Source organism: Bacillus sp. R45 (genome assembly GCF_021729365.1).
GTDB classification, from domain to species: domain Bacteria; phylum Bacillota; class Bacilli; order Bacillales; family Bacillaceae; genus Bacillus; species Bacillus velezensis.
In genome coordinates this window covers 2,207,769-2,230,441 of the sequence record NZ_CP091421.1, presented here as the reverse complement: position 1 = coordinate 2,230,441, position 22,673 = coordinate 2,207,769, and the positions used below count along the sequence as shown (strand labels likewise).

General features: G+C 47.7%; 25 protein-coding genes. 24 read left to right on the top strand and 1 reads right to left on the bottom strand.

Going from position 1 to position 22,673, the window contains the following annotated elements; genetic code table 11:
- Positions 1–4: 4 nt before the first annotated feature.
- The 11 genes from L3V45_RS10930 (at position 5) to L3V45_RS10880 (ending at position 9,993) form a co-directional block, all read left to right on the top strand.
- Positions 5–1,120, top strand: coding sequence for a prephenate dehydrogenase (locus L3V45_RS10930; RefSeq protein WP_024085534.1), 1,116 nt, complete (start codon positions 5–7; stop codon positions 1,118–1,120).
- A gap of 11 nt (positions 1,121–1,131) precedes the next feature.
- Positions 1,132–2,418: a 3-phosphoshikimate 1-carboxyvinyltransferase gene (gene aroA, locus L3V45_RS10925; protein WP_003153479.1), complete on the top strand. Its 1,287-nt coding sequence runs from the start codon at positions 1,132–1,134 to the stop codon at positions 2,416–2,418.
- A gap of 318 nt (positions 2,419–2,736) precedes the next feature.
- Entirely contained in the window at positions 2,737–4,008 is a 1,272-nt protein-coding gene (locus tag L3V45_RS10920; RefSeq protein ID WP_069013353.1) for a tetratricopeptide repeat protein, read from the top strand.
- A 73-nt stretch (positions 4,009–4,081) separates the two neighbouring features.
- On the top strand, positions 4,082–4,621 hold the full coding sequence (locus L3V45_RS10915) for a ReoY family proteolytic degradation factor (protein ID WP_003153482.1): 540 nt from the start codon (positions 4,082–4,084) through the stop codon (positions 4,619–4,621).
- 54 nt (positions 4,622–4,675) lie between these two features.
- Positions 4,676–5,122: a YpiF family protein gene (locus L3V45_RS10910; RefSeq protein WP_003153483.1), complete on the top strand. Its 447-nt coding sequence runs from the start codon at positions 4,676–4,678 to the stop codon at positions 5,120–5,122.
- Between the two features lie 137 nt (positions 5,123–5,259).
- On the top strand, positions 5,260–5,763 hold the full coding sequence (locus L3V45_RS10905; protein WP_003153484.1) for a Rieske (2Fe-2S) protein: 504 nt from the start codon (positions 5,260–5,262) through the stop codon (positions 5,761–5,763).
- A 1-nt stretch (position 5,764) separates the two neighbouring features.
- Positions 5,765–6,439, top strand: a complete 675-nt coding sequence (gene qcrB, locus L3V45_RS10900) for a menaquinol-cytochrome c reductase cytochrome b subunit (RefSeq protein WP_003153485.1) — start codon at positions 5,765–5,767, stop codon at positions 6,437–6,439.
- A gap of 31 nt (positions 6,440–6,470) precedes the next feature.
- Entirely contained in the window at positions 6,471–7,238 is a 768-nt protein-coding gene (locus tag L3V45_RS10895; protein ID WP_003153486.1) for a menaquinol-cytochrome c reductase cytochrome b/c subunit, read from the top strand.
- A gap of 106 nt (positions 7,239–7,344) precedes the next feature.
- Positions 7,345–7,938, top strand: coding sequence for a lipoprotein heptaprenylglyceryl N-acetyltransferase LhaT (locus tag L3V45_RS10890; RefSeq protein WP_021734183.1), 594 nt, complete (start codon positions 7,345–7,347; stop codon positions 7,936–7,938).
- Between the two features lie 67 nt (positions 7,939–8,005).
- A complete protein-coding gene (gene ypjB, locus L3V45_RS10885; protein WP_014305298.1) occupies positions 8,006–8,788 on the top strand; it encodes a sporulation protein YpjB in 783 nt (260 codons plus the stop codon).
- 29 nt (positions 8,789–8,817) lie between these two features.
- Complete coding sequence (locus L3V45_RS10880; protein ID WP_015388073.1) at positions 8,818–9,993, top strand: oxalate decarboxylase family bicupin; 1,176 nt, start codon at positions 8,818–8,820, stop codon at positions 9,991–9,993.
- A 23-nt stretch (positions 9,994–10,016) separates the two neighbouring features.
- On the opposite strand, the gene L3V45_RS10875 is transcribed toward L3V45_RS10880, so the two are convergent.
- A complete protein-coding gene (locus L3V45_RS10875; protein ID WP_003153493.1) occupies positions 10,017–10,889 on the bottom strand; it encodes a YitT family protein in 873 nt (290 codons plus the stop codon).
- A 142-nt stretch (positions 10,890–11,031) separates the two neighbouring features.
- On the opposite strand from L3V45_RS10875, the gene L3V45_RS10870 reads away from it, so the two are divergent.
- The 13 genes from L3V45_RS10870 (at position 11,032) to tseB (ending at position 22,657) form a co-directional block, all read left to right on the top strand.
- On the top strand, positions 11,032–11,367 hold the full coding sequence (locus L3V45_RS10870) for a nucleotide pyrophosphohydrolase (protein ID WP_003153495.1): 336 nt from the start codon (positions 11,032–11,034) through the stop codon (positions 11,365–11,367).
- Positions 11,368–11,375: 8 nt separating this feature from the next.
- Positions 11,376–12,179, top strand: coding sequence for a 4-hydroxy-tetrahydrodipicolinate reductase (gene dapB, locus L3V45_RS10865; RefSeq protein ID WP_003153497.1), 804 nt, complete (start codon positions 11,376–11,378; stop codon positions 12,177–12,179).
- Positions 12,180–12,202: 23 nt separating this feature from the next.
- Positions 12,203–12,616, top strand: coding sequence for a methylglyoxal synthase (gene mgsA / locus L3V45_RS10860; protein WP_003153499.1), 414 nt, complete (start codon positions 12,203–12,205; stop codon positions 12,614–12,616).
- Entirely contained in the window at positions 12,609–13,322 is a 714-nt protein-coding gene (gene bshB1, locus L3V45_RS10855) for a bacillithiol biosynthesis deacetylase BshB1 (protein ID WP_003153501.1), read from the top strand. The genes mgsA and bshB1 overlap by 8 nt, the downstream gene beginning before the upstream one ends.
- Positions 13,319–14,452, top strand: a complete 1,134-nt coding sequence (gene bshA, locus L3V45_RS10850) for an N-acetyl-alpha-D-glucosaminyl L-malate synthase BshA (protein ID WP_014305295.1) — start codon at positions 13,319–13,321, stop codon at positions 14,450–14,452. The genes bshB1 and bshA overlap by 4 nt, the downstream gene beginning before the upstream one ends.
- A gap of 4 nt (positions 14,453–14,456) precedes the next feature.
- The gene (locus L3V45_RS10845; protein WP_003153504.1) at positions 14,457–15,647 is read left to right on the top strand and encodes a CCA tRNA nucleotidyltransferase; all 1,191 of its coding nucleotides are present in this window, start codon (positions 14,457–14,459) and stop codon (positions 15,645–15,647) included.
- A complete protein-coding gene (locus tag L3V45_RS10840) occupies positions 15,632–16,609 on the top strand; it encodes a bifunctional biotin--[acetyl-CoA-carboxylase] synthetase/biotin operon repressor (protein WP_025852672.1) in 978 nt (325 codons plus the stop codon). Before L3V45_RS10845 ends, L3V45_RS10840 begins: the two co-directional genes overlap by 16 nt.
- A gap of 244 nt (positions 16,610–16,853) precedes the next feature.
- Complete coding sequence (gene panB / locus L3V45_RS10835) at positions 16,854–17,687, top strand: 3-methyl-2-oxobutanoate hydroxymethyltransferase (protein WP_043867240.1); 834 nt, start codon at positions 16,854–16,856, stop codon at positions 17,685–17,687.
- A 3-nt stretch (positions 17,688–17,690) separates the two neighbouring features.
- The gene (gene panC / locus L3V45_RS10830; protein ID WP_119891483.1) at positions 17,691–18,551 is read left to right on the top strand and encodes a pantoate--beta-alanine ligase; all 861 of its coding nucleotides are present in this window, start codon (positions 17,691–17,693) and stop codon (positions 18,549–18,551) included.
- 1 nt (position 18,552) lies between these two features.
- Entirely contained in the window at positions 18,553–18,936 is a 384-nt protein-coding gene (panD, locus tag L3V45_RS10825) for an aspartate 1-decarboxylase (protein ID WP_003153510.1), read from the top strand.
- Between the two features lie 121 nt (positions 18,937–19,057).
- A complete protein-coding gene (dinG, locus tag L3V45_RS10820) occupies positions 19,058–21,844 on the top strand; it encodes an ATP-dependent DNA helicase DinG (protein ID WP_014305292.1) in 2,787 nt (928 codons plus the stop codon).
- A 147-nt stretch (positions 21,845–21,991) separates the two neighbouring features.
- Entirely contained in the window at positions 21,992–22,162 is a 171-nt protein-coding gene (locus L3V45_RS10815; RefSeq protein ID WP_003153512.1) for a YpmA family protein, read from the top strand.
- Positions 22,163–22,171: 9 nt separating this feature from the next.
- The gene (gene tseB, locus L3V45_RS10810) at positions 22,172–22,657 is read left to right on the top strand and encodes a cell wall elongation/penicillin-binding protein regulator TseB (RefSeq protein WP_119891484.1); all 486 of its coding nucleotides are present in this window, start codon (positions 22,172–22,174) and stop codon (positions 22,655–22,657) included.
- Positions 22,658–22,673: the final 16 nt, after the last annotated feature.

The following is a 22,673-nucleotide window of genomic DNA, read 5'->3' as shown; positions in this document are numbered from 1 at the left end:
GGAAATGAGTGAAATGAAGGATACTATATTGCTTGCGGGGATCGGGCTGATCGGCGGATCGATCGCATTGGCCATCAAAAAGGAGCATCCGCATAAACGGATTATCGGTGTGGATATTTCGGAAGAACAGCTCACTGCCGCGCTGAAGCTCGGAATTATTGACGAGCGGGCCGGCTCATTGACGGAAGGGGCGCAGCAAGCGTCTGTTGTCATTATCGCCACGCCTGTCGCCCAAACGCTGAAAATGCTCGATATGCTGGCCGCATCAGACATCACCCATGAACTCCTGATTACGGATGTGGGCAGCACGAAACAGAAAGTCGTCAGCTACGCCGATAAAGTGCTTCCGGCTCATTATCAATTTGTCGGCGGCCATCCGATGGCGGGGTCTCATAAATCCGGGGCCGCTGCCGCCAAAGAATTTTTATTCGAAAATGCGTTTTACATTTTAACACCCGGAAAATCAACTTCTAAAGAGTCAGTAACGCATCTGAAGGAGCTTTTGAAAGCGGCAAACGCCCACTTTGTGGAGATGACTCCCGAGGAGCATGACGGCGTAACGAGCGTCATCAGCCATTTCCCTCATATCGTTGCTGCAAGCCTCGTCCATCAGGCTCATCATTCTGAAGAAAATTATCCGTTTTTGAAGCGTTTCGCAGCCGGCGGTTTTCGGGACATCACCAGAATCGCCTCAAGCAGTCCGGCGATGTGGAGGGACATACTTCTTCATAACAAAGATAAACTGCTTGACCGCTTCAAAGAATGGAAACGGGAGATTGACACGATCGAATCTTATGTAGAAAATGAAGATGCGGACAGCCTGTTCGGATATTTTAAAAAAGCGAAAGATTATCGCGACGGCCTGCCGCTCCGTCAAAAAGGAGCGATCCCGTCCTTTTATGACCTTTATGTCGATGTTCCCGATCATCCGGGGGTCATTTCGGAAATTACGGCGATACTGGCAGAAGAAAAAATCAGTATCACCAACATCCGCATTATCGAAACAAGAGAAGATATTAACGGAATTCTCAGAATCAGTTTCCAGACTGATGATGACCGGAAGCGCGCGGAAACCTGCATTCAATCCCGCGCCAAATATGACACATTTTACGCTGACTGAGGTGGAAAACATTGAAAAGAGAAAAAGTGACGTCTTTAAACGGTGAAATTCATATTCCGGGGGATAAATCCATCTCCCACCGTTCTGTTATGTTCGGAGCGCTTGCGGAAGGAACGACAACGGTAAAAAACTTTTTGCCCGGAGCCGATTGTCTGAGCACCATTGCCTGCTTCAGAAAAATGGGTGTCTCCATTGAACAAAACGGAAGTGATGTAACGATATACGGAAAGGGCATTGACGCACTTTGTGAGCCTGACAGCCTTCTTGATGTCGGAAATTCCGGCACGACCATCCGCCTGATGCTCGGCATTTTAGCCGGACGCCCATTTCACAGTACGGTAGCGGGTGACGAAAGTATTGCAAAGCGCCCGATGAAGAGGGTGACGGAGCCTTTAAAACAGATGGGAGCCGCGATTGACGGAAGAGCGGACGGAGGGTTTACGCCTTTATCCGTAAGAGGCGGACAATTGAAAGGCATAGATTACGTCTCCCCTGTTGCAAGCGCGCAGATCAAATCTGCCGTGCTGCTTGCCGGATTGCAGGCTGAAGGGACGACGACCGTCACTGAGCCTCATAAATCAAGAGACCATACGGAACGGATGCTGAACGCTTTTGGCGCCGAGCTTGCGGAAACGGAGACGAGCGCTTCCGTAACGGGCGGTCAGAAGCTTCGGGGAGCCGATATTTTCGTGCCCGGCGATATTTCTTCAGCGGCCTTTTTCCTCGCGGCAGGCGCTGTCGTTCCCGGAAGCCGGATTGTGCTGAAAAACGTCGGCCTGAACCCGACACGCACGGGAATGATTGATGTCTTAAAGCAAATGGGGGCTTCACTTGAAGTGATTCCTTCAGAAGCGGACAGTGCGGAGCCTTACGGAGACCTGGTTATTGAAACCTCAGCTCTGAAAGCGGCAGAAATCGGCGGAGAAATCATTCCCCGTTTAATTGACGAGATCCCGATTATCGCCCTTTTGGCAACGCAGGCTGAAGGCACAACTGTCATTAAAGACGCTGCGGAGCTGAAGGTGAAGGAAACGAACCGGATCGACACCGTCGTATCAGAGCTCCGGAAAATCGGCGCAGACATTGAACCGACTGAAGACGGCATGAAAATACACGGCAAAAAAACGCTTGCGGGCGGAGCCGATGTGTCAAGCCACGGCGACCACCGCATCGGCATGATGCTCGGTATCGCTTCATGCCTGACAGAAGAGCCGATCGACATCCGTGATACAGAGGCGATCCATGTCTCATATCCGACATTCTTTGAGCATTTAGATCAATTAGCCAAAAAAGCCTGAAGACGATTCTTCGGGCTTTTTTCTTCATGTGTCATAAAATCTTGGGCTTTGACATAGCTTGTCTTAAACAGAAAACTAAAAGAAAGGGGGAATGCGTTTTCGTTACAGAAACAGCCGGAACAAATTGCGCTGTTTGCGTATAAAGATGCCGTCTCCTTTTTTGCCGTTTTCCTCTTAACCATTTTCTGATAAACTATAATGCCGGGTGAAGCATCTTATTTGCGGGCAGGCCCTGTCTGAATTATGATAAGAATAACCCGAATAAAAACCCTTTTCATTTGGTTGATGAGGTATAGGAAAAGAAAGGACCGGTCTGATTTGAATACATTGATTCAAGAAGCCATAAAATTAGTTGAAGCAGGTGAAACCGAAAAGGGACTCAAAGCGCTTTCAAAAGCTGAAACAGAACTTCATGACGAAGACAAAGCCATTGCAGCCCAGCTCTACTATGAATGGGGAAACGCCGAAAAAGCATTAGCGCTGATCAGTGATCTGCATGACCTCTATCCGGATGAGTCTGAGCTGACGAATTTTTACGCCGAATTGTTAATAGATATTGATGAAGAAGAAAAAGCTCTTGAGGTGCTGGAGACGATTTCTCCGGAAGACCCGTCTTACGCAGAAAGCCTCCTTTTAACGGCTGATCTGTATCAGATGCAGGGCTTATTTGAAGTAAGTGAACAAAAGCTGTTACAGGCGAAAGCGATGTTACAAGATGAACCTGTTATTGATTTCGCTCTGGGGGAATTATACTTCACTCAGGGATCATATGCAAAAGCCGTTCCTTACTATGAAGAGACGGCAAAAGAACGGCACGAAATCGGCGGCGTAAATGTTCATCAGAGGCTGGCTGAGTCATTGAGCGCGGCGGGTGAATTTGAGGAAGCGATTTCATGGTATGAAAAAGCGGCGGCAGAACATACAGAACCGAATACGATTTTCGGGTACGGGTTCACAGCCTATCAGGCGGGAATGGTCAAAACAGCCATCAAGCAGCTGTCTGATTTAAAAGGGCTTGATCCTTCCTATTCATCGCTTTATATGCCGCTTGCAAAAAGCTACGAGGCAGAAGGCATGTATGAAGATGCATTAAAAACCGCTAAAGAAGGTATTACTTACGATGAATACAATAAAGAGCTTTTTCTCTATGCGGCGAAAATGGCGTTAAAGCTCGGCAGCGAAGAGGAAGGCAAAAAGCTTCTTCAGGAAGCGCTGGCGCTCGATCCGGGTTACGTGGAAGCGCTCCACACGCTTTTAGCCGTCTATCATAAAGAAGAAAGCTTTGAAGAGATTATTGATCTGATTCAGGAAGTCCGCGGCTACGGAGAAGAAGATCCGAAATACAATTGGTATTTGGCGGGGGCCTATACAGGCCTGGAGCAATACGCTGAAGCGAAAAAAAGCTTCGAAGCTGCGTATCTCCATTATCAGGATGATCGGGATTTCTTATATGAATACGCTAACTTCTTATTGGAAGAGGGTCTCCAGAAAGAAGCGCTGCCGCTTTTAAAACAAGTGCTTTCAATGGATGGAACAAACGAAGAGCTTGAAGAAACAATCTTACGGATAGAGGATGAATTTTTAAGATAAGCAGGATTTTGGACCATGCTTGCTGAATGTATAAGTGATGTCAGATTATACGATCGATAGAGGAGGGAATTACATGCAGACCCCTGTTTCTGTCAATGAAAAAAAGGATTTTATCCGTTGGTTTTTAAATCATTATCAGCTTAAACGCCGGGAGTGCGTCTGGATTTTAAATTATTTAATGAGTCATGATTCATTAATGGAAAAAGTCCATTTTGTAGAACAAGCCGAATTTTGCCCGAGAGGCATTATCATGTCTACTCATTGCGTTGATGAGGTGCCGTTTAGGTTTTACAAAGAAAATGTCATGACTACGGACGCGGAAAAATCTTTTCACGACATCCGGTTAAATAAACAGCAGGATTTATTTATCCAGCTGAATTTCCGTTCGGCCTACAGCTCACCGGAATATGCCGCTGTTCTTGAATCAAATCCGCATCTGCCGAAAGACCTGTTTGAAAATAAACAGGATCAGGGGATGGCTGAAAAAATATTAGAACATGCCATTTCCACTTTCCAGCGGGAAAAGCTGCTTAAAGATATCGACGAGGCGCTGGACCGCCACGACAAAGAAACATTTGAAAAGCTTTCCCGCCAATTGAATCAGCTCACATAAATGACAGCCTTGCAGAATATGCAAGGCTTGTTGCGTAAAGAGGAGGAACGAGACATGAGATGGAGGGCCGCTGATGCCGATGCCTATTTACAATCTGCGGATTACATTGATACCGCTGTCATTCCGTTAATTTCCATAACGTCTTCAGGAGGCTTAAAAGAGGCCGTTGAACAGGGGGAAAGCACCCAATTGCTTTCTGAAGAGCTTGAGCGCCAATTGAAGGGACGGGTATATTTATTCCCCTCTTATACATATGTTGATATAGACCAATCACAAATCGCCCTGCTTCAAAAACTCAAAGAAGAGGTGATGACCAACTTCAGGCACGCCTTGTTCCTGACGGCAGACGAAAAATGGAAGGATTCTGAAATAGGGTCTGATGTCATATACATACCTGCCGTTCCGTTTGAACATATGAAAGACTCTTTAAAGAGAAAAATTGCGGATGACAAGTGCGGAGAAATTTTGAACGTTTTGTTACAGAAGTGGAACAATTCTTAAAAACTCCAGGCATCCTGCAAAACACCCGTTTTGCCTCTGTTGACCTTGCTGAAAGATTCATATATTATGAGGGTGTCAAATCTCAGAATTATTTTCTATTTTAGTTAATTTTTGGTCAATCTTTAGGGGGGGAAGAGATGGGCGGAAAACAAGATATATCAAGAAGACAATTTTTAAACTATGCGCTCACCGGCGTGGGGGGATTTATGGCCGCCAGTGCGCTTATGCCTATGGTTCGTTTTGCGCTGGATCCGGTATTAAAACCGACGGGAGATCAAAAAATGGTGCAGGTTGTCAGTGTGGATGAGCTGACGAAGGAGCCGAAGCGGTTTGACTTTAAAATTCATCAAGTCGACGCCTGGTACGAATCGGAAGAATCCAGGTCAGCCTGGGTTTACAAGCATGGGGATGAAATTATAGCGCTTTCTCCGATCTGCAAGCATTTGGGCTGCACCGTAAACTGGAACAATGATCCTAAAAATCCGAACAAATTCTTTTGTCCCTGCCATTACGGGCTGTATGAAAAAGACGGCACGAACGTTCCGGGCACGCCGCCGCTCGCGCCTCTTGACCGTTATGAGCAAAAAGTAAAGGACGGCTTTTTGTATCTTGGAAAAGCAAAGCCTAGGGGGGAAGGGTGACATGCTGAATAAAATTTATGACTGGGTGGATGAACGTCTCGATATTACCCCGATGTGGCGGGATATCGCCGACCATGAAGTGCCGGAACATGTAAATCCCGCTCACCATTTCTCGGCTTTTGTCTATTGTTTCGGCGGTTTGACGTTTTTTGTAACCGTTATCCAAGTGCTCTCCGGGATGTTTTTAACGATGTATTATGTGCCGGATATAAAAAACGCGTGGGAATCTGTGTATTATTTGCAGAATGAAGTCGCTTTCGGGCAGATTGTAAGGGGTATGCACCATTGGGGCGCAAGTTTAGTCATCGTGATGATGTTTTTACATACGCTGCGGGTTTTCTTTCAGGGAGCTTATAAAAAGCCTCGGGAATTGAACTGGATCGTCGGTGTTCTGATCTTTTTTGTGATGCTCGGTCTCGGATTTACAGGGTATTTGCTTCCGTGGGATATGAAGGCGCTGTTTGCGACAAAGGTAGGTCTTCAGATTGCCGAGGCGACGCCATTGATCGGAGCGCAGGTGAAAACTCTTCTTGCCGGCCACCACGATATTGTCGGCGCTCAAACGCTGACGAGATTTTTTGCGATTCACGTATTTTTTCTCCCTGCCGCTTTGTTTGCGCTCATGGGCGCCCACTTTGTTATGATCCGCAAGCAGGGAATTTCAGGACCGCTTTAATACAAATCTGATATAAAAGGGAGGGGATGACATGCACCGGGGGAAAGGAATGAAGTTTGTAGGAGATTCAAGGATACCGGCTGAAAAAAAACCGAATATACCGAAAGACTATTCAGAGTATCCTGGAAAGACAGAGGCGTTTTGGCCGAACTTTCTGCTGAAAGAATGGATGGTCGGGGCCGTTTTCCTCGTCGGGTTTCTCGTTTTAACGATTGTGCACGAGCCGCCTTTGGAACGGGTGGCGGATCCTACGGATACAGGGTATATTCCGCTGCCGGATTGGTATTTTCTATTTTTATACCAGCTTTTAAAATATGAATATGCCGCAGGGAGCTACACCGTTATCGGAGCGATGATTATACCGGGGCTTGCCTTCGGGTCGCTGCTTTTGGCTCCGTTTCTCGACAGGGGGTCTGAAAGAAGGCCGTGGAAGCGTCCGGTTGCTGTCGGGATGATGCTTTTGGCGCTTTGCGCTACGGTCTTTTTAACGTGGCAGTCAGTCGCGACACATGACTGGGCAAAGGCGGAGGAGCAAGGGAAAATTAAAAAAGAAGCCGCCATTGATACTGAATCAGACGGTTATAAGGTATTTAAAGAACAAGGCTGTATTTCCTGTCACGGGGATAATCTTCAAGGGGGAGGCGCCGGTCCGTCCCTGGTCGATAACGGGCTGAGCCCGGAAGAAATTAAAAAAATCGCCGTCAAAGGGAAAGGGCAGATGCCAGCCGGTATTTTTAAAGGGAATGACAAACAGCTTGATCAGCTGGCGAAGTTCATTTCTGAAACGACAGCGAAATAACGTATTGTGAAGTAGACAACAGCAGGATATACTTTATGAAAAGAGCTGACCGGATGTCAGCTTTTTTTGCATGATACATACTTTTTACGGACTGAGAGTTGATGGTATGAGGTGGATTTCTTATCTTTTAGGGTTGCGCGGCATGCTTCTGCTTGTTCTTGCCGTTAATTTTATCGGTACGGTGTACGGCTATTATTGGTATGTGCCGCAGCTTGCGGACACGCCGTTCCGATTTCTGATATTTGTGCCTGACAGCCCGACGGCGACGTTTTTCTTCCTGTTTGTGCTTCTGGCATTTCTCATGGGAAGAAACGCGCCGCTGTTTGAAGCGCTGGCTCTTGTAACCCTTGTAAAATACGGGCTGTGGGCGGTCGGAATGAATGTCTTTGTGCTGGTCAAAATGGGGCAGATGCCTTGGGAAGGGTACATGCTGATTGCTTCACATTTTGCCATGGCCGTTCAAGGCGTTTTATACAGCCCGTATTTTCGGTTCCGGTTATGGCATCTTGCCGTTGCTGCTGTTTGGACGCTTCATAATGACGTCATTGATTATCTTTTCGGCATGATGCCCCGCTACTCAATGCTCAATGACTATATGCAAGAGATCGGCTATGCTACATTCTGGCTGAGCATATTTTCACTCGGCCTTGCATACTATTTGGTGATTTCTAAAAGACGGATAAAGCTTGACTTACACTGATAGAATCTTGGTCTAACCTTGTCCCGCTCCTCATATTCTGTAAAGAGAAGGAGTGGGAGGGACCTCTATGAAACGAAAGCTGACGATCTGTCTTTTACTTGCTCTTATGTGTTTCATCACAACTGCCAAAGCTGAAGATGAGGGCGGTCTCAAGGAACTGAACGACCTTTCGGATACCGTTTTCCAAATGACGCGGCATTCGCAGTATGATGAGGCTCTGCAAGTGCTTGGCTACTTTAAGAAAAAAATGACACACGTAAACTCACTGAGCGGCGCCGAAGTCAGGCAGGTGACTCTGGGCTTCAATGATTTAGTGCGCGTCCTGAAACAGGCAGACGCCTCAGATACCGAAAAAATCCGGGCAGCCGCCCAGTTCAGGTTGGTAATGGATGCGATGGAAGACCACTCCGATCCGCTGTGGGGTTCGCTTGAAAGACCGATTATGGCGACATTCAGCGCCTTAAAAGAAGATGTCAGCGGAAACGGAAGTGGAAATTTCAATGAAAAGTGGAATGAATTTATATCATTATATGATTTAATTTATCCCAGCCTGACAATGGATGTGTCGGCCGGCCAGCTTGATACGGTGGCGAAACATATCGAGGTGATTGAGCAGGAAGGGTTTCAGCAGATGACAAAAGGAACAAAGCTTGAGCGTCTGACACTCCTGCAGCAGGATTTAAAGCGGGTTTTTGACAAGGTGGAGCGGGATGACGCTGACCCTTCGCTGCTCTGGGTCATTCTGACAACAGGCGGTATCATTATTACTGCGCTGACATATGTCGGCTACCGAAAATACAGAGCGGAAAAAAAGAAAGAGAAAAAGCGTGAGTATCCTAAGTCTAAATAAACACAAATTGCTGTAAAGGAGCTAAGTCAGTGAAAAAACTCATCCAGCAATTGGCTTCAAAACACCTCCCGCAGCCGATCAGAGGCAGAAAAGGGGCGACTGACGAAGGACCGCGAAACCTCGCGCGTGACTTCCAGAATCCTGACATGCTCGTTCCGCCTTCAACGGATGCAGGAACGGTTCAAAACTTGAAATTCTCATTTTCTGATACGCATATGAGGCTTGAAGACGGCGGATGGTCCAGAGAGGTGACGGTCAGGGAACTGCCGGTATCCAAAAACATCGCGGCGGTGAACATGAGGCTGAAACCGGGAGCTGTGCGGGAGCTTCATTGGCATAAAGAAGCCGAATGGGGATATGTGATTAACGGAGGAGTACGTTTAACTGCGGTCGATCAAAATGGGCGGAATTTTATTGATAACGTAAGTGAAGGGGACCTGTGGTATTTTCCTTCCGGCATTCCTCATTCCATTCAAGGATTAGAGCAGGGAAGTGAGTTTTTGCTCGTCTTTGATGACGGCTCTTTTTCAGAAAACAGCACCTTTTCAGTAACGGACTGGTTTGCCCACACCCCGCGCAGCGTGCTGGAGGCGAACTTCGGTGTTCCGGGCTATGAGCTGGCTTACATTCACAAGAAAGAGCGTTATATGTTCCAGTTGGAACCGCCGCCCCCAATTGAGCGGGCAGCAGTCTCTTCCCCGGAAGGCCCCGTTTTAGAGCCGTTCAGCTACAAGCTTTCCCGGCAGGAGCCTCTTGTTACCAGCGGGGGAAGAGTAAAGATTGTCGATTCAAAAACGTTTAAGGTGTCAAAAACGATTGCTGCAGCTCTTGTGGAGGTCGAACCCGGAGGCATGAGAGAATTGCATTGGCACCCGAATACGGACGAGTGGCAGTATTACCTTTCAGGAGAAGCGAAAATGACGGTGTTTGCGGCGGAGGGAAGAGCGCGGACATTTAACTATCAAGCGGGTGACGTAGGATATGTTCCTGTTGCAATGGGACATTATGTTCAGAATACCGGTGACACCGTGCTGCGCTTTCTGGAAATCTTCAAAAGCGACCGTTTCGAAGATGTCTCCTTAAACCAATGGCTGGCACTGACGCCGCAGCGCTTCGTCGAGCAGACGCTCAATGTCAGTCCGGCATTCGCCCGCCGATTGAAAAAGAAAAAATCACCGGTTGTCAAATGGAAACACGAACAGTAAAGGCGGCAAAAGCCGCCTTTTTATTATCGTCTGATCGGATTTTTATTTTCATCAAGCGTAAATCCTTCGCCCAGCACATCATGGACGTCGCTTACTGCAACAAAGGCATGCGGGTCAACGGAAGTGATGACGCTTTTCAAAAGCACAATTTCGTTTTTCGGAACGACGCAGTAAAGAACGTCCCTGTCTTCTTTTGTATATGATCCCTGTCCTTTTAAAACGGTGACGCCGCGCTCCATCTCTTCAATGATTTTTTGCTGGATCAAATCGTTTTTCGAAGAAATAATCGTTGCCCCTTTTGCAGCATAGCCGCCTTCCTGTATAAAATCAATCAATCTCGCAGCGACAAAAACGGCTACAAGCGTGTACATCGCTTCCTTGTAAGAAAGATACGTAAACAAAGAAAGCAGAATGACACAGGCGTCAAAGGCAAACATCGTCCGGCCCATCGGGATTCCGAAAAATTTGTTGATCAGCCGAGCGATGATATCGACCCCGCCCGTCGTGCCGCCGTATTTAAAAATAATGCCGAGACCCGCGCCGATAAATACACCGGCGAACAAGGCGGCCAGCGCTAAATCATGCGACAGCGGCATATGAATTTCGTAGCGCTGAAAAACACTCAGAAAAACGGAAAGAGAGACGGTGCCGATCAGGGTATAGACAAACATCGTCCGGCCGAGCATACGCCAGCCGATGAAAAAGATAGGAATGTTTAATACCAGGTTGGAAATAGAAGGGCTGATGTGGAATAACGCATATAAAAGCAGCGTAATGCCGGTAAATCCGCCTTCCGCCAAATTGTTCTGCATATTAAAGTGAACCAGTCCGAATGAAAAAACAGCGGCGCCGATTAAAATAAAGCAAATGTTTTTGATTCTGATTTCTCCAAGCATTGCATCAAACCCCTTTTCCTTCCATAAGATTGCGTAAATATTATAGTGGATACAAAAGAAAACAGCAAACTGCCGTTTTTAACATTTGTCAAATGTACTTGAATTAGCTAACATGGAAGAGATGACAGGAGGTATTCGCACAGTGAGTGACAAAACGATGAAAGACTTACAAGCTGAGGTCGATGAATATATCGGCCAATTCAAAGAAGGCTATTTCAGCCCGCTTGCCATGATGGCCCGTCTCACGGAAGAACTGGGCGAACTTGCAAGAGAAGTCAACCATTATTATGGGGAAAAGCCGAAGAAAACGACGGAAAATGAGAAAAGCATGGAAGAGGAAATGGGCGATGTGCTGTTCGTTCTGATCTGCCTCGCCAACTCCCTTGATATTTCATTGGAGGAAGCTCATAACCGCGTCATGCATAAATTTAATACACGTGATAAAGACCGCTGGACTAGAAAAGAAGAAGGAAAGTAGGAGAAACCATGTCAAATGAAACCATTAAAGTCGTCATTGCCGGACCGAGAGGCAGAATGGGCCAGGAGGCCGTAAAACTTGCCGTCCGCACGCCTCATTTTGAGCTTGTCGGCGCCATTGACCATACATACGATCAGCAAACATTACGGGAAGTGATGTCAGCTGATTCAGACGCTCTTATTTATACGGATATCCGCGCATGTTTCCAAGAAACAAAACCGGATGTGCTGATCGATTTGACAACGCCTGAAATCGGCAAAAAACATACGAAAGCCGCTCTTGAACACGGCGTCCGCCCCGTTGTGGGAACGACCGGATTTTCTGAAGCGGATTTAGAAGAGCTTCAAGCCTTGACTGAAGAAAAAGGAATCGGCGCCATCATCGCTCCGAATTTTGCATTGGGCGCGGTGCTGATGATGAAGTTCTCACAAATGGCCGCCAACTATTTTGAAGATGTAGAAATCATTGAGCTTCATCATGATCAAAAGCTGGATGCCCCGAGCGGAACGGCGCTGAAAACAGCGGAAATGATTTCAAGCGTCCGTACAGAAAAGCAGCAGGGCCATCCTGATGAAAAAGAAATTCTGCCGGGCGCCCGCGGTGCTGAATTAAACGGCATCCGCCTTCACAGCGTGCGTCTGCCGGGCCTTATCGCCCACCAGGAAGTCATGTTCGGCATGGACGGCCAAACGCTGAAACTGCGCCATGACTCCTATAACCGGGCTTCCTTTATGTCAGGAGTGAAGCTGTCAGTGGAGCAAGTGATGAAAATCGACCAGCTTGTATACGGACTCGAAAATATTATCGACTGAATCGGCAAGGGGGAGAACATCAAATGAAAATTGCTTTGATTGCTCACGATAAAAAAAAGCAGGATATGGTTCAGTTTACGACCGCATATAAAGATATATTGAGCCATCATGAGTTATACGCGACGGGTACGACAGGCTTAAAAATCCAGGAAGCGACCGGATTGTCCGTTGAACGTTTTCAATCCGGCCCGCTCGGCGGAGATCAGCAAATCGGCGCATTGATTGCGGCAAACGCCCTGGATCTCGTCATTTTTCTGCGCGATCCGTTAACTGCGCAGCCTCACGAACCGGATGTCTCCGCGCTGATCCGGCTGTGTGACGTATACGCGATCCCGCTCGCCACAAATATGGGAACAGCGGAAATCCTCGTCCGGACGCTGGACGGCGGGGCATTTGATTTCCGCAATCTTGTGCGCGGAGGAGAGCCGAATGTCTGAACACGTTGATATCCTGGCGTTCGGCGCCCATAGTGATGATGTCGAGATCGGTATGGGCGGCACGATCGCAAAATTTACGGCTCAAGGAAAAACCGCGGTGATATGCGATTTGACCGAGGCCGAACTATCATCTAACGGAACGGTAGGGATAAGAAAAGAAGAAGCGGCAGAGGCGGCACGAATTCTCGGCGTAAAAGAGAGAATCCAGCTTACGCTTCCCGACCGCGGGCTTTTGAAAAGTGAGGACGGCATCCGCCGGATTGTCAGTGTCATCAGAGCCTGCCGGCCGAAAACCGTTTTCATGCCTTATCCGAAAGACCGCCATCCTGACCACGGCAATGCGGCGGCTTTGGTCGAAGAGGCGGTGTTCTCGGCGGGAATTCATAAATACAGAGATCATCAGGAACTGCCGGCTCATAAGGCTCAGCGCGTATACTATTATATGATCAACGGGTTTCACCGTCCGGACTTTGTAATCGACATAACGGAAACCATCGATCTGAAAAAAGAAAGCCTGCACGCCTATCAAAGCCAGTTTATTCCTACGGCGCAGTCAGTGAACACACCGCTGACCAACGGTTATATCGAAATGGTGGAAGCGCGGGAAAGACTGTATGGCAAAGAAGCCGGGACGGGGTATGCTGAAGGCTTCTTTTCAAAACAGCTTCCCGTTTTGAATGATGATGTTTTTGGGGGCGGACAATGAGACCATTAAAAATAGGGATTACATGCTACCCGAGTGTCGGAGGCTCGGGTATTATTGCGACGGAACTCGGCAAGCTGCTTGCGGAAAAAGGGCACCAGGTTCATTTCATCACATCAAGCATCCCGTTCAGATTAAATACATATCATCCGAATATTCATTTTCATGAGGTGGAAGTCAACCAATACGCGGTATTTAAACATCCGCCTTATGACCTTACGCTGGCGAGCAAAATCGCCGAGGTGGCCGCGAGGGAAAATCTTGATATCATTCACGCGCATTATGCGCTGCCGCATGCGGTATGCGCTTATCTAGCCAAACAGATGCTCAAGCGTGACATCGGGATCGTGACGACGCTTCACGGTACGGACATCACCGTTTTAGGATATGATCCGTCATTAAAAGATTTAATCCGTTTTGCCATCGAAGCGTCCGACAGAGTGACGGCGGTATCAACCGCGCTTGCCGGAGAAACATATGACTTAATCAAGCCGGATAAAAAAATTGAGACCATCTACAACTTTATTGATGAACGTGTTTATCTTAAGAAAAATACAGAGAGTATAAAAGAGAAACATGGTATTTTGCCGGATGAAAAGGTCGTCATCCATGTTTCGAACTTCAGAAAAGTAAAACGTGTTAAAGATGTCATCCGCGTTTTCCGTAATATCGCAGCCAACACAAAGGCGAAGCTCCTGCTTGTCGGTGACGGGCCGGAAAAGTGCGTCGCTTGGCAGCTTGTCGAAAAATACGGACTGCAGGATCAAGTGCTGCTCCTCGGAAATCAGGACAGGGTGGAAGAGCTGTATTCCATCAGCGATCTTAAGCTTCTTCTGTCTGAAAAAGAAAGTTTCGGACTCGTCCTCCTTGAGGCGATGGCCTGCGGCGTGCCGTGCATCGGAACAAATATTGGCGGCATCCCGGAAGTGATTAAAGATCAAGTAAGCGGTTTTCTGGTGGAAGTCGGCGATATTCAGGCGGCATCTGAAAAAGCGCTTGCCGTTTTAGAAGATAAACAGCTCAGCAAACGATTGACTGATCATGCGCTGAAAATGGTGGAGACCTCCTTTTCTTCGCAAAGAATCGTCAGTCAGTATGAACGGATTTATGACGAATTGGCAGGACCGGAGTGATCTTATGGAACAGGAATTTGTCAAAGCCCTCCCCATCCTTCATCATCTGATGAAGGCGGGCCATCAGGCGTACTTTGTCGGGGGAGCCGTCAGAGACAGCTATATGAAACGAAAAATAGGTGATGTGGACATCGCAACCAGCGCTTCGCCGAATGAGGTGGAGCGCCTCTTTAAGCGGACTGTCGATGTAGGAAAAGAGCACGGCACCGTCATCGTCCTGTGGGAAGATGAAACCTATGAAGTCACCACTTTTCGTGCCGAATCAGAATATAAGGACTATCGGCGCCCGGAAGCTGTGCGGTTCATTACTTCTTTATCAGAAGACTTAAAGCGGAGAGACTTAACGATTAATGCGATGGCGATGTCTGCCGAAGGAGAGCTGCTTGATTATTTCGGAGGCGCACATGATATCGGACAAAAGCTGATCCGTACGGTGGGTAACCCTGAAGACCGTTTTCGGGAAGACGCTCTGCGGATGATGAGAGCCGTCCGCTTTATGAGTCAGCTCGGCTTTCTGTTAGAAAAAGAAACAAGAGAGGCCGTCATAAAAGACAGGGAGCTTTTGGCACATGTATCAGTAGAACGAAAGACCGTCGAGTTTGAAAAGCTGATGCAGGGCGCTTTCTCACAAGAAGCGATTCAAACGATGGTGCAGACAGGTCTGATACAAGAGCTGCCCGGCCTTTCCGGTTATGAGCAGCAAATGCTTGAAGCAAGCGGCTTTCCGTTTTCTTCTTTAGATGCACGCGAAGAACGCTGGGCAGCGCTGTTATTGTTTCTCGGTCTTTGTCCGAAAAGTGCCGAGGCGTTTTTAAAACAATGGAAACTGCCGGGAAAGGTCATAAAAAAAGCGGTGCAGATCATAAGCGTTTATCCGGCGCAGCTGGAAGCAGAAGCGATGTACCGAGCGGGAGAGGCGCTGTTTTCAGCCGTTAAAATCGGGATGCTGAAACAGCATAAGACGATTGATGAACAAAAGCTGAAAGAGGTTCAGAGCCTGTATGAGCAGCTGCCGATCAAAAGCCTTCGAGACCTCGACATTTCAGGCGCTGATCTGATGGAGCTCAGAAACCGCCGCGCGGGTAAATGGGTGGCCGAAGAACTTCGCCGGATTGAAGAAGCGGTATTGGCAGGGAAGCTTCCTAACCGAAAACATGACATAAAGGAGTGGCTCGCATCATGGGATCAACATTAAGAACCCGATTAATTGATTTATTTTCTGAGGCGGGTGACGGCTTTATCTCCGGGCAGAAAATAAGTGACGCGCTCGGCTGCTCGAGAACCGCCGTTTGGAAACATATAGAGGAGCTCCGCAAAGAGGGCTATGAGGTTGAGGCGGTCAGACGAAAAGGGTACAGGCTCATTAAAAAACCGGGGAAACTCAGTGAATCCGAAATCCGTTTCGGGCTGAAAACAGAGGTTTTGGGCAAACAGCTTCATTACCGGGACGTCCTGCCGTCCACCCAAAAAACCGCTCATGAACTTGCCAATGACGGCGCGCCGGAAGGGACCCTCGTAGTGGCCGATAAACAAACGGCAGGCAGAGGAAGAATGGCCAGAGTATGGCATTCACAGGAGGGAAACGGGATTTGGATGAGCCTCATTCTGAGACCCGACGTTCCTTTGCAAAAAACGCCGCAGCTCACCCTGTTATCCGCCGTTGCGGTCGTACAGGCCATCGAGGCTTTTACAGGCGTACAGGCCGCCATTAAATGGCCGAATGATTTATTGATTCACGGCAAAAAAGCCGTCGGGATTTTAACTGAGCTGCAGGCGGAAGAGGACCGTGTCCGTTCGGTTATTCTCGGGATCGGCATCAACGTGAACCAGCAGGAAACCGATTTTCCCGGCGAGCTTCAGGACATTGCGACGAGCCTGAGCATGGAAGCCGGTGAAAAAATTGACAGAGCGGGTCTGATACAAGAGATTCTGCTGACTTTTGAAAAACGCTATCAGGATTACTTGAACCACGGCTTTACACCGATCAAGCTGTTATGGGAAAGCTATGCCGTCGGACTGGGGAACGAGCTCAGAGCGAGAACGCTGCAAGGAACGTTTTACGGGAAATCGCTCGGCATTGATAATGAGGGAGTTCTTCTTTTGGAAACGAGAGACGGTATAAAGAAGATCTATTCTGCCGATATTGAGCTCAATTAATCTTAGTTGGTACAAGCCTCGTGAATTTGGTATACTTCCTATGGGCAGTATCATAATGAACTGCACCTGATCAGCAGAACAGAGATTACGAAAAGTCTGCCTTGATCCAAAAAAGGACTGGGACAGAGGGATGACATTCGCCGAACGTTAAACAAGTGGGAATCCTTCTTATTTTACAGAAGGCTTTTTTGCTTGCGAAGAATTGGCGGCTCATCTCCTCACCGTTTAGAGGAGGAGAAACAGAATGAAAACAAAACTGGATTTCATGAAAATGAAGGAAAACGGAGAGCCGATCGTGATGCTGACCGCTTACGATTATCCGCAGGCAAAGCTTGCGGAACAGGCGGGAGTCGACATGATTTTAGTCGGGGATTCGCTCGGAATGGTCGTGCTCGGACTCGATTCAACCGTCGGCGTAACGGTCAGGGACATGATTCACCATACAAAAGCGGTAAAACGCGGTGCGAAAAATACGTTTATCGTAACTGACATGCCGTTTATGTCTTACCACCTTTCAAAAGAGGATACATTGAAAAACGCCGCGGCCATTATTCAGGAAAGCGGCGCGGACGCGTTAAAGCTGGAAGGCGGAGACGGCGTTTTCGAATCCATCCGCGCGCTGACTCTCGGCGGAATTCCCGTCGTCAGCCATTTAGGCCTCACACCGCAGTCTGTCGGCGTATTAGGCGGATATAAAGTGCAGGGAAAAGATGAGCAAAGCGCGAAAAAGCTCATTGAAGACAGCATCAAATGCGAGCAGGCGGGAGCGATGATGCTCGTGCTTGAATGTGTGCCTGCTGAACTGACTGCTAAAATAATAGAAGAAGTATCCATTCCCGTCATCGGAATCGGAGCCGGTTCAAAAGCGGACGGCCAAGTCCTTGTCTATCATGATGTCGTCGGCCACGGCGTGGACAGAACACCGAAGTTCGTGAAGCAATACGCCAACATCGACGGCGCGATTGAGTCGGCCCTCAGCGATTATGTCCGTGATGTGAAAGAACGGGTTTTCCCGGAAGAAAAGCATTCCTTTCAGATAAACCAAACTGTGCTGCAAGGCTTATACGGAGGAAAGTAAGCGATGAAACAACTGACAGAAACTCAACAGCTGAAAGAATTAATTGCACAATACCGCTCAGAAGGCCGGACGATCGGATTCGTCCCGACAATGGGTTTTCTTCATGAAGGACACCTGACCCTGGTTGAAAAAGCAAACAAAGAAAACGATATTGTCGTGATGAGCATCTTTGTCAATCCGACTCAATTCGGACCGGGCGAGGATTACGAAGCATATCCGCGAGATTTAAAGCGCGATGCCCGGCTTGCAGAACAGGCGGGAGCAGATGTTTTGTTTACGCCGTCTCCGAGTGACATGTATAAGGGCGATCAAAATGTTGCCGTGCAAGTGAAAAGGAGAACTGACGTGTTGTGCGGCGCCTCCCGCGTCGGCCATTTTGACGGAGTGGCCACTGTGCTGACGAAGTTTTTCAATCTCGTTAAACCGACCCGCGCCTACTTCGGCCTGAAAGATGCCCAGCAGGCAGCGGTTGTGGACGGATTGATTAAGGATTTCTTTATGGATATCGAATTGGTTGCAGTGGACACGGTCAGAGAAGAAGACGGACTTGCCAAAAGCTCTCGCAACGTCTATCTGACTGAGCAGGAACGCAAAGAAGCGCCGATGATCTATAAAGCATTGCAGCAAGGTGCCGAACTGGTCAGAGACGGTGAAAGAAATCCGGAAACCGTTATAAAAACCGTCACCGGTATCATCGAAAACACAAGCGGCGTCATTGATTATGCCGAACTGTACGCTTATCCGGAGCTGACTCCGCTTAAAACATTAAACGGCAAGGTCATTCTGGCCTGCGCCGTCCAATTTTCTAAAGCCAGACTGATTGATAATATCATTATTGATATTGATGAATGGGAGAGATCATAATATGTACCGCACTATGATGGCCGGAAAACTGCACCGCGCTACCGTGACGGAAGCCAATTTAAACTATGTCGGCAGCATCACGATTGATGAAGATCTTTTAGATGCCGTCGGAATGCTCGCTAATGAAAAAGTTCAGATTGTGAATAATAACAACGGAGCGAGACTTGAAACGTATATTATTCCCGGTAAGCGGGGGAGCGGCGTCATCTGTTTAAACGGAGCTGCCGCCCGTCTCGTCCAAGAAGGAGATAAAGTCATTATTATTTCTTATCAAATGATGTCTGATCAGGAAGCAAAAAGCCATCAGCCGAAGGTGGCCGTTCTGGATGATCAGAATAAAATCGAGCAGATGCTGGGCCAGGAGCCGGCACACACGATTTTGTAAAAGAGCCCCCTTCATGGGGGTTTTCTTTTAAGATTTAGGGGCAAAAGCTGTTTTTCCGCTCCATTTCTCAACAAAACGTGTTACACTTTTCTCGTATGCAAGAATTGAGGTGTCCATTTTAATGAACAAACAACGGTTCGTTGTCATAGATGTCGAAACAACAGGAAATTCGCCGAAAAAGGGCGATAAAATCATTCAAATCGCAGCGGTTGTCATTGAAAATGGACAAATAACTGAGCGGTTTTCAAAATATATCAATCCGAATCAGGCCATCCCGCCGTTTATTGAACAGCTGACCGGAATTTCGTCCGGAATGGTTGAAAATGAACTGCCGTTTGAAGCGGTCGCAGAGGAGATTTTTCATCTGCTTGACGGCGCGTATTTTGTTGCCCACAATATTCATTTCGACCTCGGATTTGTCCGGCATGAACTGAGCGAAGCGGGCTATGAGCTGCCGGATTGTGAAGTGCTTGATACGGTTGAGCTTTCGCGTATTGTTTTCCCGGGGTTTGAAGGATATAAGCTCGGTGAGTTGTGCGCGGAGCTGAATATTGTTCATGACCGCCCTCACCGCGCAGACAGCGATGCGGAGGTTACGGGCCTGGTCTTTTTAGACATTTTACATAAACTGAAACATCTGCCTTTACCGACGTTAAAGCAGCTTAGAAGGCTTTCACAGCATTTTATCAGCGATTTGACGCTGCTTTTGGATTCTTTTATACATGAAAGCAGGCCGGCGGAAGAAAAGAGCTGCATTCCATACGCCTCTTTTTCAATTAAAGAGCCCGATCACATTCCGGTTTCCCGTCCGGTGAATGCAGCCATTGACCTTGAAAAGTGGAACGAAGAAAAAGAACAGATCTTGTCCGGCATCATCCCCCGCTATGAAAAGCGGAAAGGACAGCTTACGATGATGGATGAAGTGCTTGGCGCCTTCCGCAATCGGGAGCATGCGCTGATTGAAGCGGCGCCCGGCATCGGAAAAACGATCGGTTATCTCGTTCCGGCTGTTTTATTTGCCAAAGCGGAACAAACTCCCGTCATTATCAGCACGTACTCTACTCTTTTGCAGCAGCAGATCATGTCTAAAGATCTTCCGCTTTTGGAGCGTATGTTTCCTTGGCCGGTCAAAGCTGCTATTTTAAAAGGGAAATCACATTATCTGTGCCTGCCGAAGTTTGAACATATTCTGCATGAGGAAGATGACAACTATGATGCGGTTTTGACGAAAGCGCAGCTTCTCGTCTGGCTGACGGAGACTGAAACGGGCGACGCCGCTGAGCTGAATCTTCCATCAGGCGGCAGATTGCTGTGGGAGCGCATGGCTTACGATGAGAATTCTTTTATGAAAAAAGGGAAGGACTCGGCTGCCGGGTTTTATGAACGGGCTAAAGAAAAAGCGCAGGCCGCAGATCTGATTATCACAAACCATGCTTTGCTGTTTTCAGATCAAAGCAGTGAAACGAAAAAACTGCCTGCAAGCGGAACGGTCATCATTGATGAAGCGCATCATTTCGAACGCGCCGCCAGCGAGCACCTGGGGAAGAGAGCTTCATACATCGGACTGCACACAAAGCTCAGCCGAATCGGGACCTTAAAGGAACACGGACTGTTAAAGCGGATGAGAAAACTGTTTTATACGTATGAACTGCCGGCGGAAAGTTTTTTTGACGCCGATGAGTGGATGAAGCATATTCAATCGGAAAGCGACGCATTTTTCAGTTCAGTGCATTCTTTTGTCAAACGAAGAAAACCTAAAGACGATCTGAACCGTCTCGTCTATAGTCTCAATCATAAAAGCCAGGATAAAGGGTTTCACATGATAACGGACGGAGCGGAGCGGCTTTGTGCGATGCTGGATCAGCTGCTTGACATGTTTTCCGTACAGGAGAAACTGTTACACCAAAAGCTTGATCAGATGAAAAGCGGAGCGGCTTTTTTAGCGGGCGAATATGTAAAGTGTATCAGGGGGCTGAAAGAATATCGCGATACGTTCAGCAGGCTGCTGTTTGAAAATGATGAGAAAGAAGCCGTTTGGGTTGAAATTGATGCGAAGGGCGCAAAAAATGCCGTCAGCATCTATGCGCAGCCTTTGGAGCCCGGTGAAATGCTGGCAGACCAGTTTTTCGCCCGCAAAAAAAGCGTTGTGCTCACATCAGCGACCTTAATGGTGGAGCAGTCTTTTCAATTTATGATTGAAAGGCTCGGACTTGCGGATTTTTATCCGCGCACCAAAAGCATCCCGTCTCCTTTTTCTTACGATGATCAGATGAACGTCATCATTCCGAAAGAGATGAAATCCGTTAAATATGACGGGGAGCGGGAAGTCATTGAGCATATTGCCAAGTATGCAGAAATCATGTCAAAGGGAAAACAGCCGAAGATCCTTGTCCTGTTTACCTCTCATGATATGCTGAAAAAAGTGTATCAGGAACTGAAACTCAGTATGGAGATCTCAGGCATTCAGCTTCTCGCCCAAGGTATTTCAGGCGGGAGTCCCGGTAAATTAATGAAAACCTTTAAAACGGCAAGCCGGGCGATTTTGCTCGGGACGAATCATTTCTGGGAAGGCGTTGATTTTCCGGGGGATGAATTGTCAACCGTCATGATCGCAAGACTTCCTTTCAGGGCGCCTGATAATCCGCTTCACGCCGCAAAATGCGAATTTGCCAAGAAGCAGGGGAAAAATCCGTTTCAGACGATTTCCCTGCCTGAGGCCGTGTTAACGTTCAGACAGGGGATCGGGCGCCTGCTCCGTACGGCGGGAGACAAGGGAACGATCGTTCTTTTAGATCAGCGTGTAAAGACGGCGGGATACGGACGGCTGTTTCTTGAAGCGCTCCCGACTTCATCCCTTTTGGAGCTGACGGATGCCGAACTCGGGGCTTATGTCAGCCAAACGGAATAAAAGCCGCATAAACGCGGCTTTCGTGGTGTGGGATGAGGAATTGTTTTTATAGTAAAAGCGGGTTCATGCCGCCTTGTGATTTTATTATGCCGCGGGCGCATCCCGTTATGACTAACAAAATTTGTTCGACCGATGGAGGGTATAAAAATGGAAAGCAAAATTGAAATTCTGTCAACGATTAATGTGGAGCATTCAGATGATTTATATAAAATCGTCGATACATTAAACCGGACTTTGAAACGGGACAACCTGATGTTCGGCCTTGCGCTCGACGAAGAAAATCAAAATGAAGCGGTCTTCACCATTTATCGCACATAGGTGAAAAAGATGAGAAAAAAAGCATTAATATTTACAGTCGTATTTGGTATTATTTTTTTAGCAGTTCTTTTATTTTCGGCCAGCATTTTTAAATCTGCAATGGCTCAAAAAGAAGAAGGCCACGAAACAGCTGCCGCAGCCGCTAAAGAAAAAACGAATCTGACAGACGCTGAGAAAGTGGAGACCTTTGTCGGCAAACAGAAATATTATGTTGTTACCGGAACGGATAAACATGGAAAAGATATGTATGTATGGGTTCCGGCCGACAAAAAAGCAAAAATTCTCTCAAAAAAAGCCAGTGACGGCATTTCAAGCGGCAAGGCTGCCAAGATCGTTCGGGACGAAGGGCTTGTTTCCAAGCTGAATGGCGTTCACCCGGCGAGAGAAAACAATGTTCCGTTATGGGAAGTGACCTATATCAACAAAAGCGGGCAGTATAGCTTTAGCTATGTGGACTTTACAAGCGGCAAGATTCTCAAAAACATCACACCGTGAGACGTATTAGGGGGAG

Excerpts from the sequence above, each read along its gene's own strand:
- L3V45_RS10930 (WP_024085534.1), top strand. The coding sequence starts at position 5 with ATGAGTGAAATGAAGGATACTATATTGCTTGCGGGGATCGGGCTGATC.
- L3V45_RS10915 (WP_003153482.1), top strand. The coding sequence starts at position 4,082 with ATGCAGACCCCTGTTTCTGTCAATGAAAAAAAGGATTTTATCCGTTGG.
- L3V45_RS10910 (WP_003153483.1), top strand. The coding sequence starts at position 4,676 with ATGAGATGGAGGGCCGCTGATGCCGATGCCTATTTACAATCTGCGGAT.
- L3V45_RS10905 (WP_003153484.1), top strand. The coding sequence starts at position 5,260 with ATGGGCGGAAAACAAGATATATCAAGAAGACAATTTTTAAACTATGCG.
- qcrB (WP_003153485.1), top strand. The coding sequence starts at position 5,765 with ATGCTGAATAAAATTTATGACTGGGTGGATGAACGTCTCGATATTACC.
- L3V45_RS10895 (WP_003153486.1), top strand. The coding sequence starts at position 6,471 with ATGCACCGGGGGAAAGGAATGAAGTTTGTAGGAGATTCAAGGATACCG.
- L3V45_RS10890 (WP_021734183.1), top strand. The coding sequence starts at position 7,345 with ATGAGGTGGATTTCTTATCTTTTAGGGTTGCGCGGCATGCTTCTGCTT.
- ypjB (WP_014305298.1), top strand. The coding sequence starts at position 8,006 with ATGAAACGAAAGCTGACGATCTGTCTTTTACTTGCTCTTATGTGTTTC.
- L3V45_RS10875 (WP_003153493.1), bottom strand. The coding sequence starts at position 10,889 with ATGCTTGGAGAAATCAGAATCAAAAACATTTGCTTTATTTTAATCGGC.
- dapB (WP_003153497.1), top strand. The coding sequence starts at position 11,376 with ATGTCAAATGAAACCATTAAAGTCGTCATTGCCGGACCGAGAGGCAGA.
- mgsA (WP_003153499.1), top strand. The coding sequence starts at position 12,203 with ATGAAAATTGCTTTGATTGCTCACGATAAAAAAAAGCAGGATATGGTT.
- bshB1 (WP_003153501.1), top strand. The coding sequence starts at position 12,609 with ATGTCTGAACACGTTGATATCCTGGCGTTCGGCGCCCATAGTGATGAT.
- bshA (WP_014305295.1), top strand. The coding sequence starts at position 13,319 with ATGAGACCATTAAAAATAGGGATTACATGCTACCCGAGTGTCGGAGGC.
- L3V45_RS10845 (WP_003153504.1), top strand. The coding sequence starts at position 14,457 with ATGGAACAGGAATTTGTCAAAGCCCTCCCCATCCTTCATCATCTGATG.
- L3V45_RS10840 (WP_025852672.1), top strand. The coding sequence starts at position 15,632 with ATGGGATCAACATTAAGAACCCGATTAATTGATTTATTTTCTGAGGCG.
- panB (WP_043867240.1), top strand. The coding sequence starts at position 16,854 with ATGAAAACAAAACTGGATTTCATGAAAATGAAGGAAAACGGAGAGCCG.
- panC (WP_119891483.1), top strand. The coding sequence starts at position 17,691 with ATGAAACAACTGACAGAAACTCAACAGCTGAAAGAATTAATTGCACAA.
- panD (WP_003153510.1), top strand. The coding sequence starts at position 18,553 with ATGTACCGCACTATGATGGCCGGAAAACTGCACCGCGCTACCGTGACG.
- dinG (WP_014305292.1), top strand. The coding sequence starts at position 19,058 with ATGAACAAACAACGGTTCGTTGTCATAGATGTCGAAACAACAGGAAAT.
- L3V45_RS10815 (WP_003153512.1), top strand. The coding sequence starts at position 21,992 with ATGGAAAGCAAAATTGAAATTCTGTCAACGATTAATGTGGAGCATTCA.
- tseB (WP_119891484.1), top strand. The coding sequence starts at position 22,172 with ATGAGAAAAAAAGCATTAATATTTACAGTCGTATTTGGTATTATTTTT.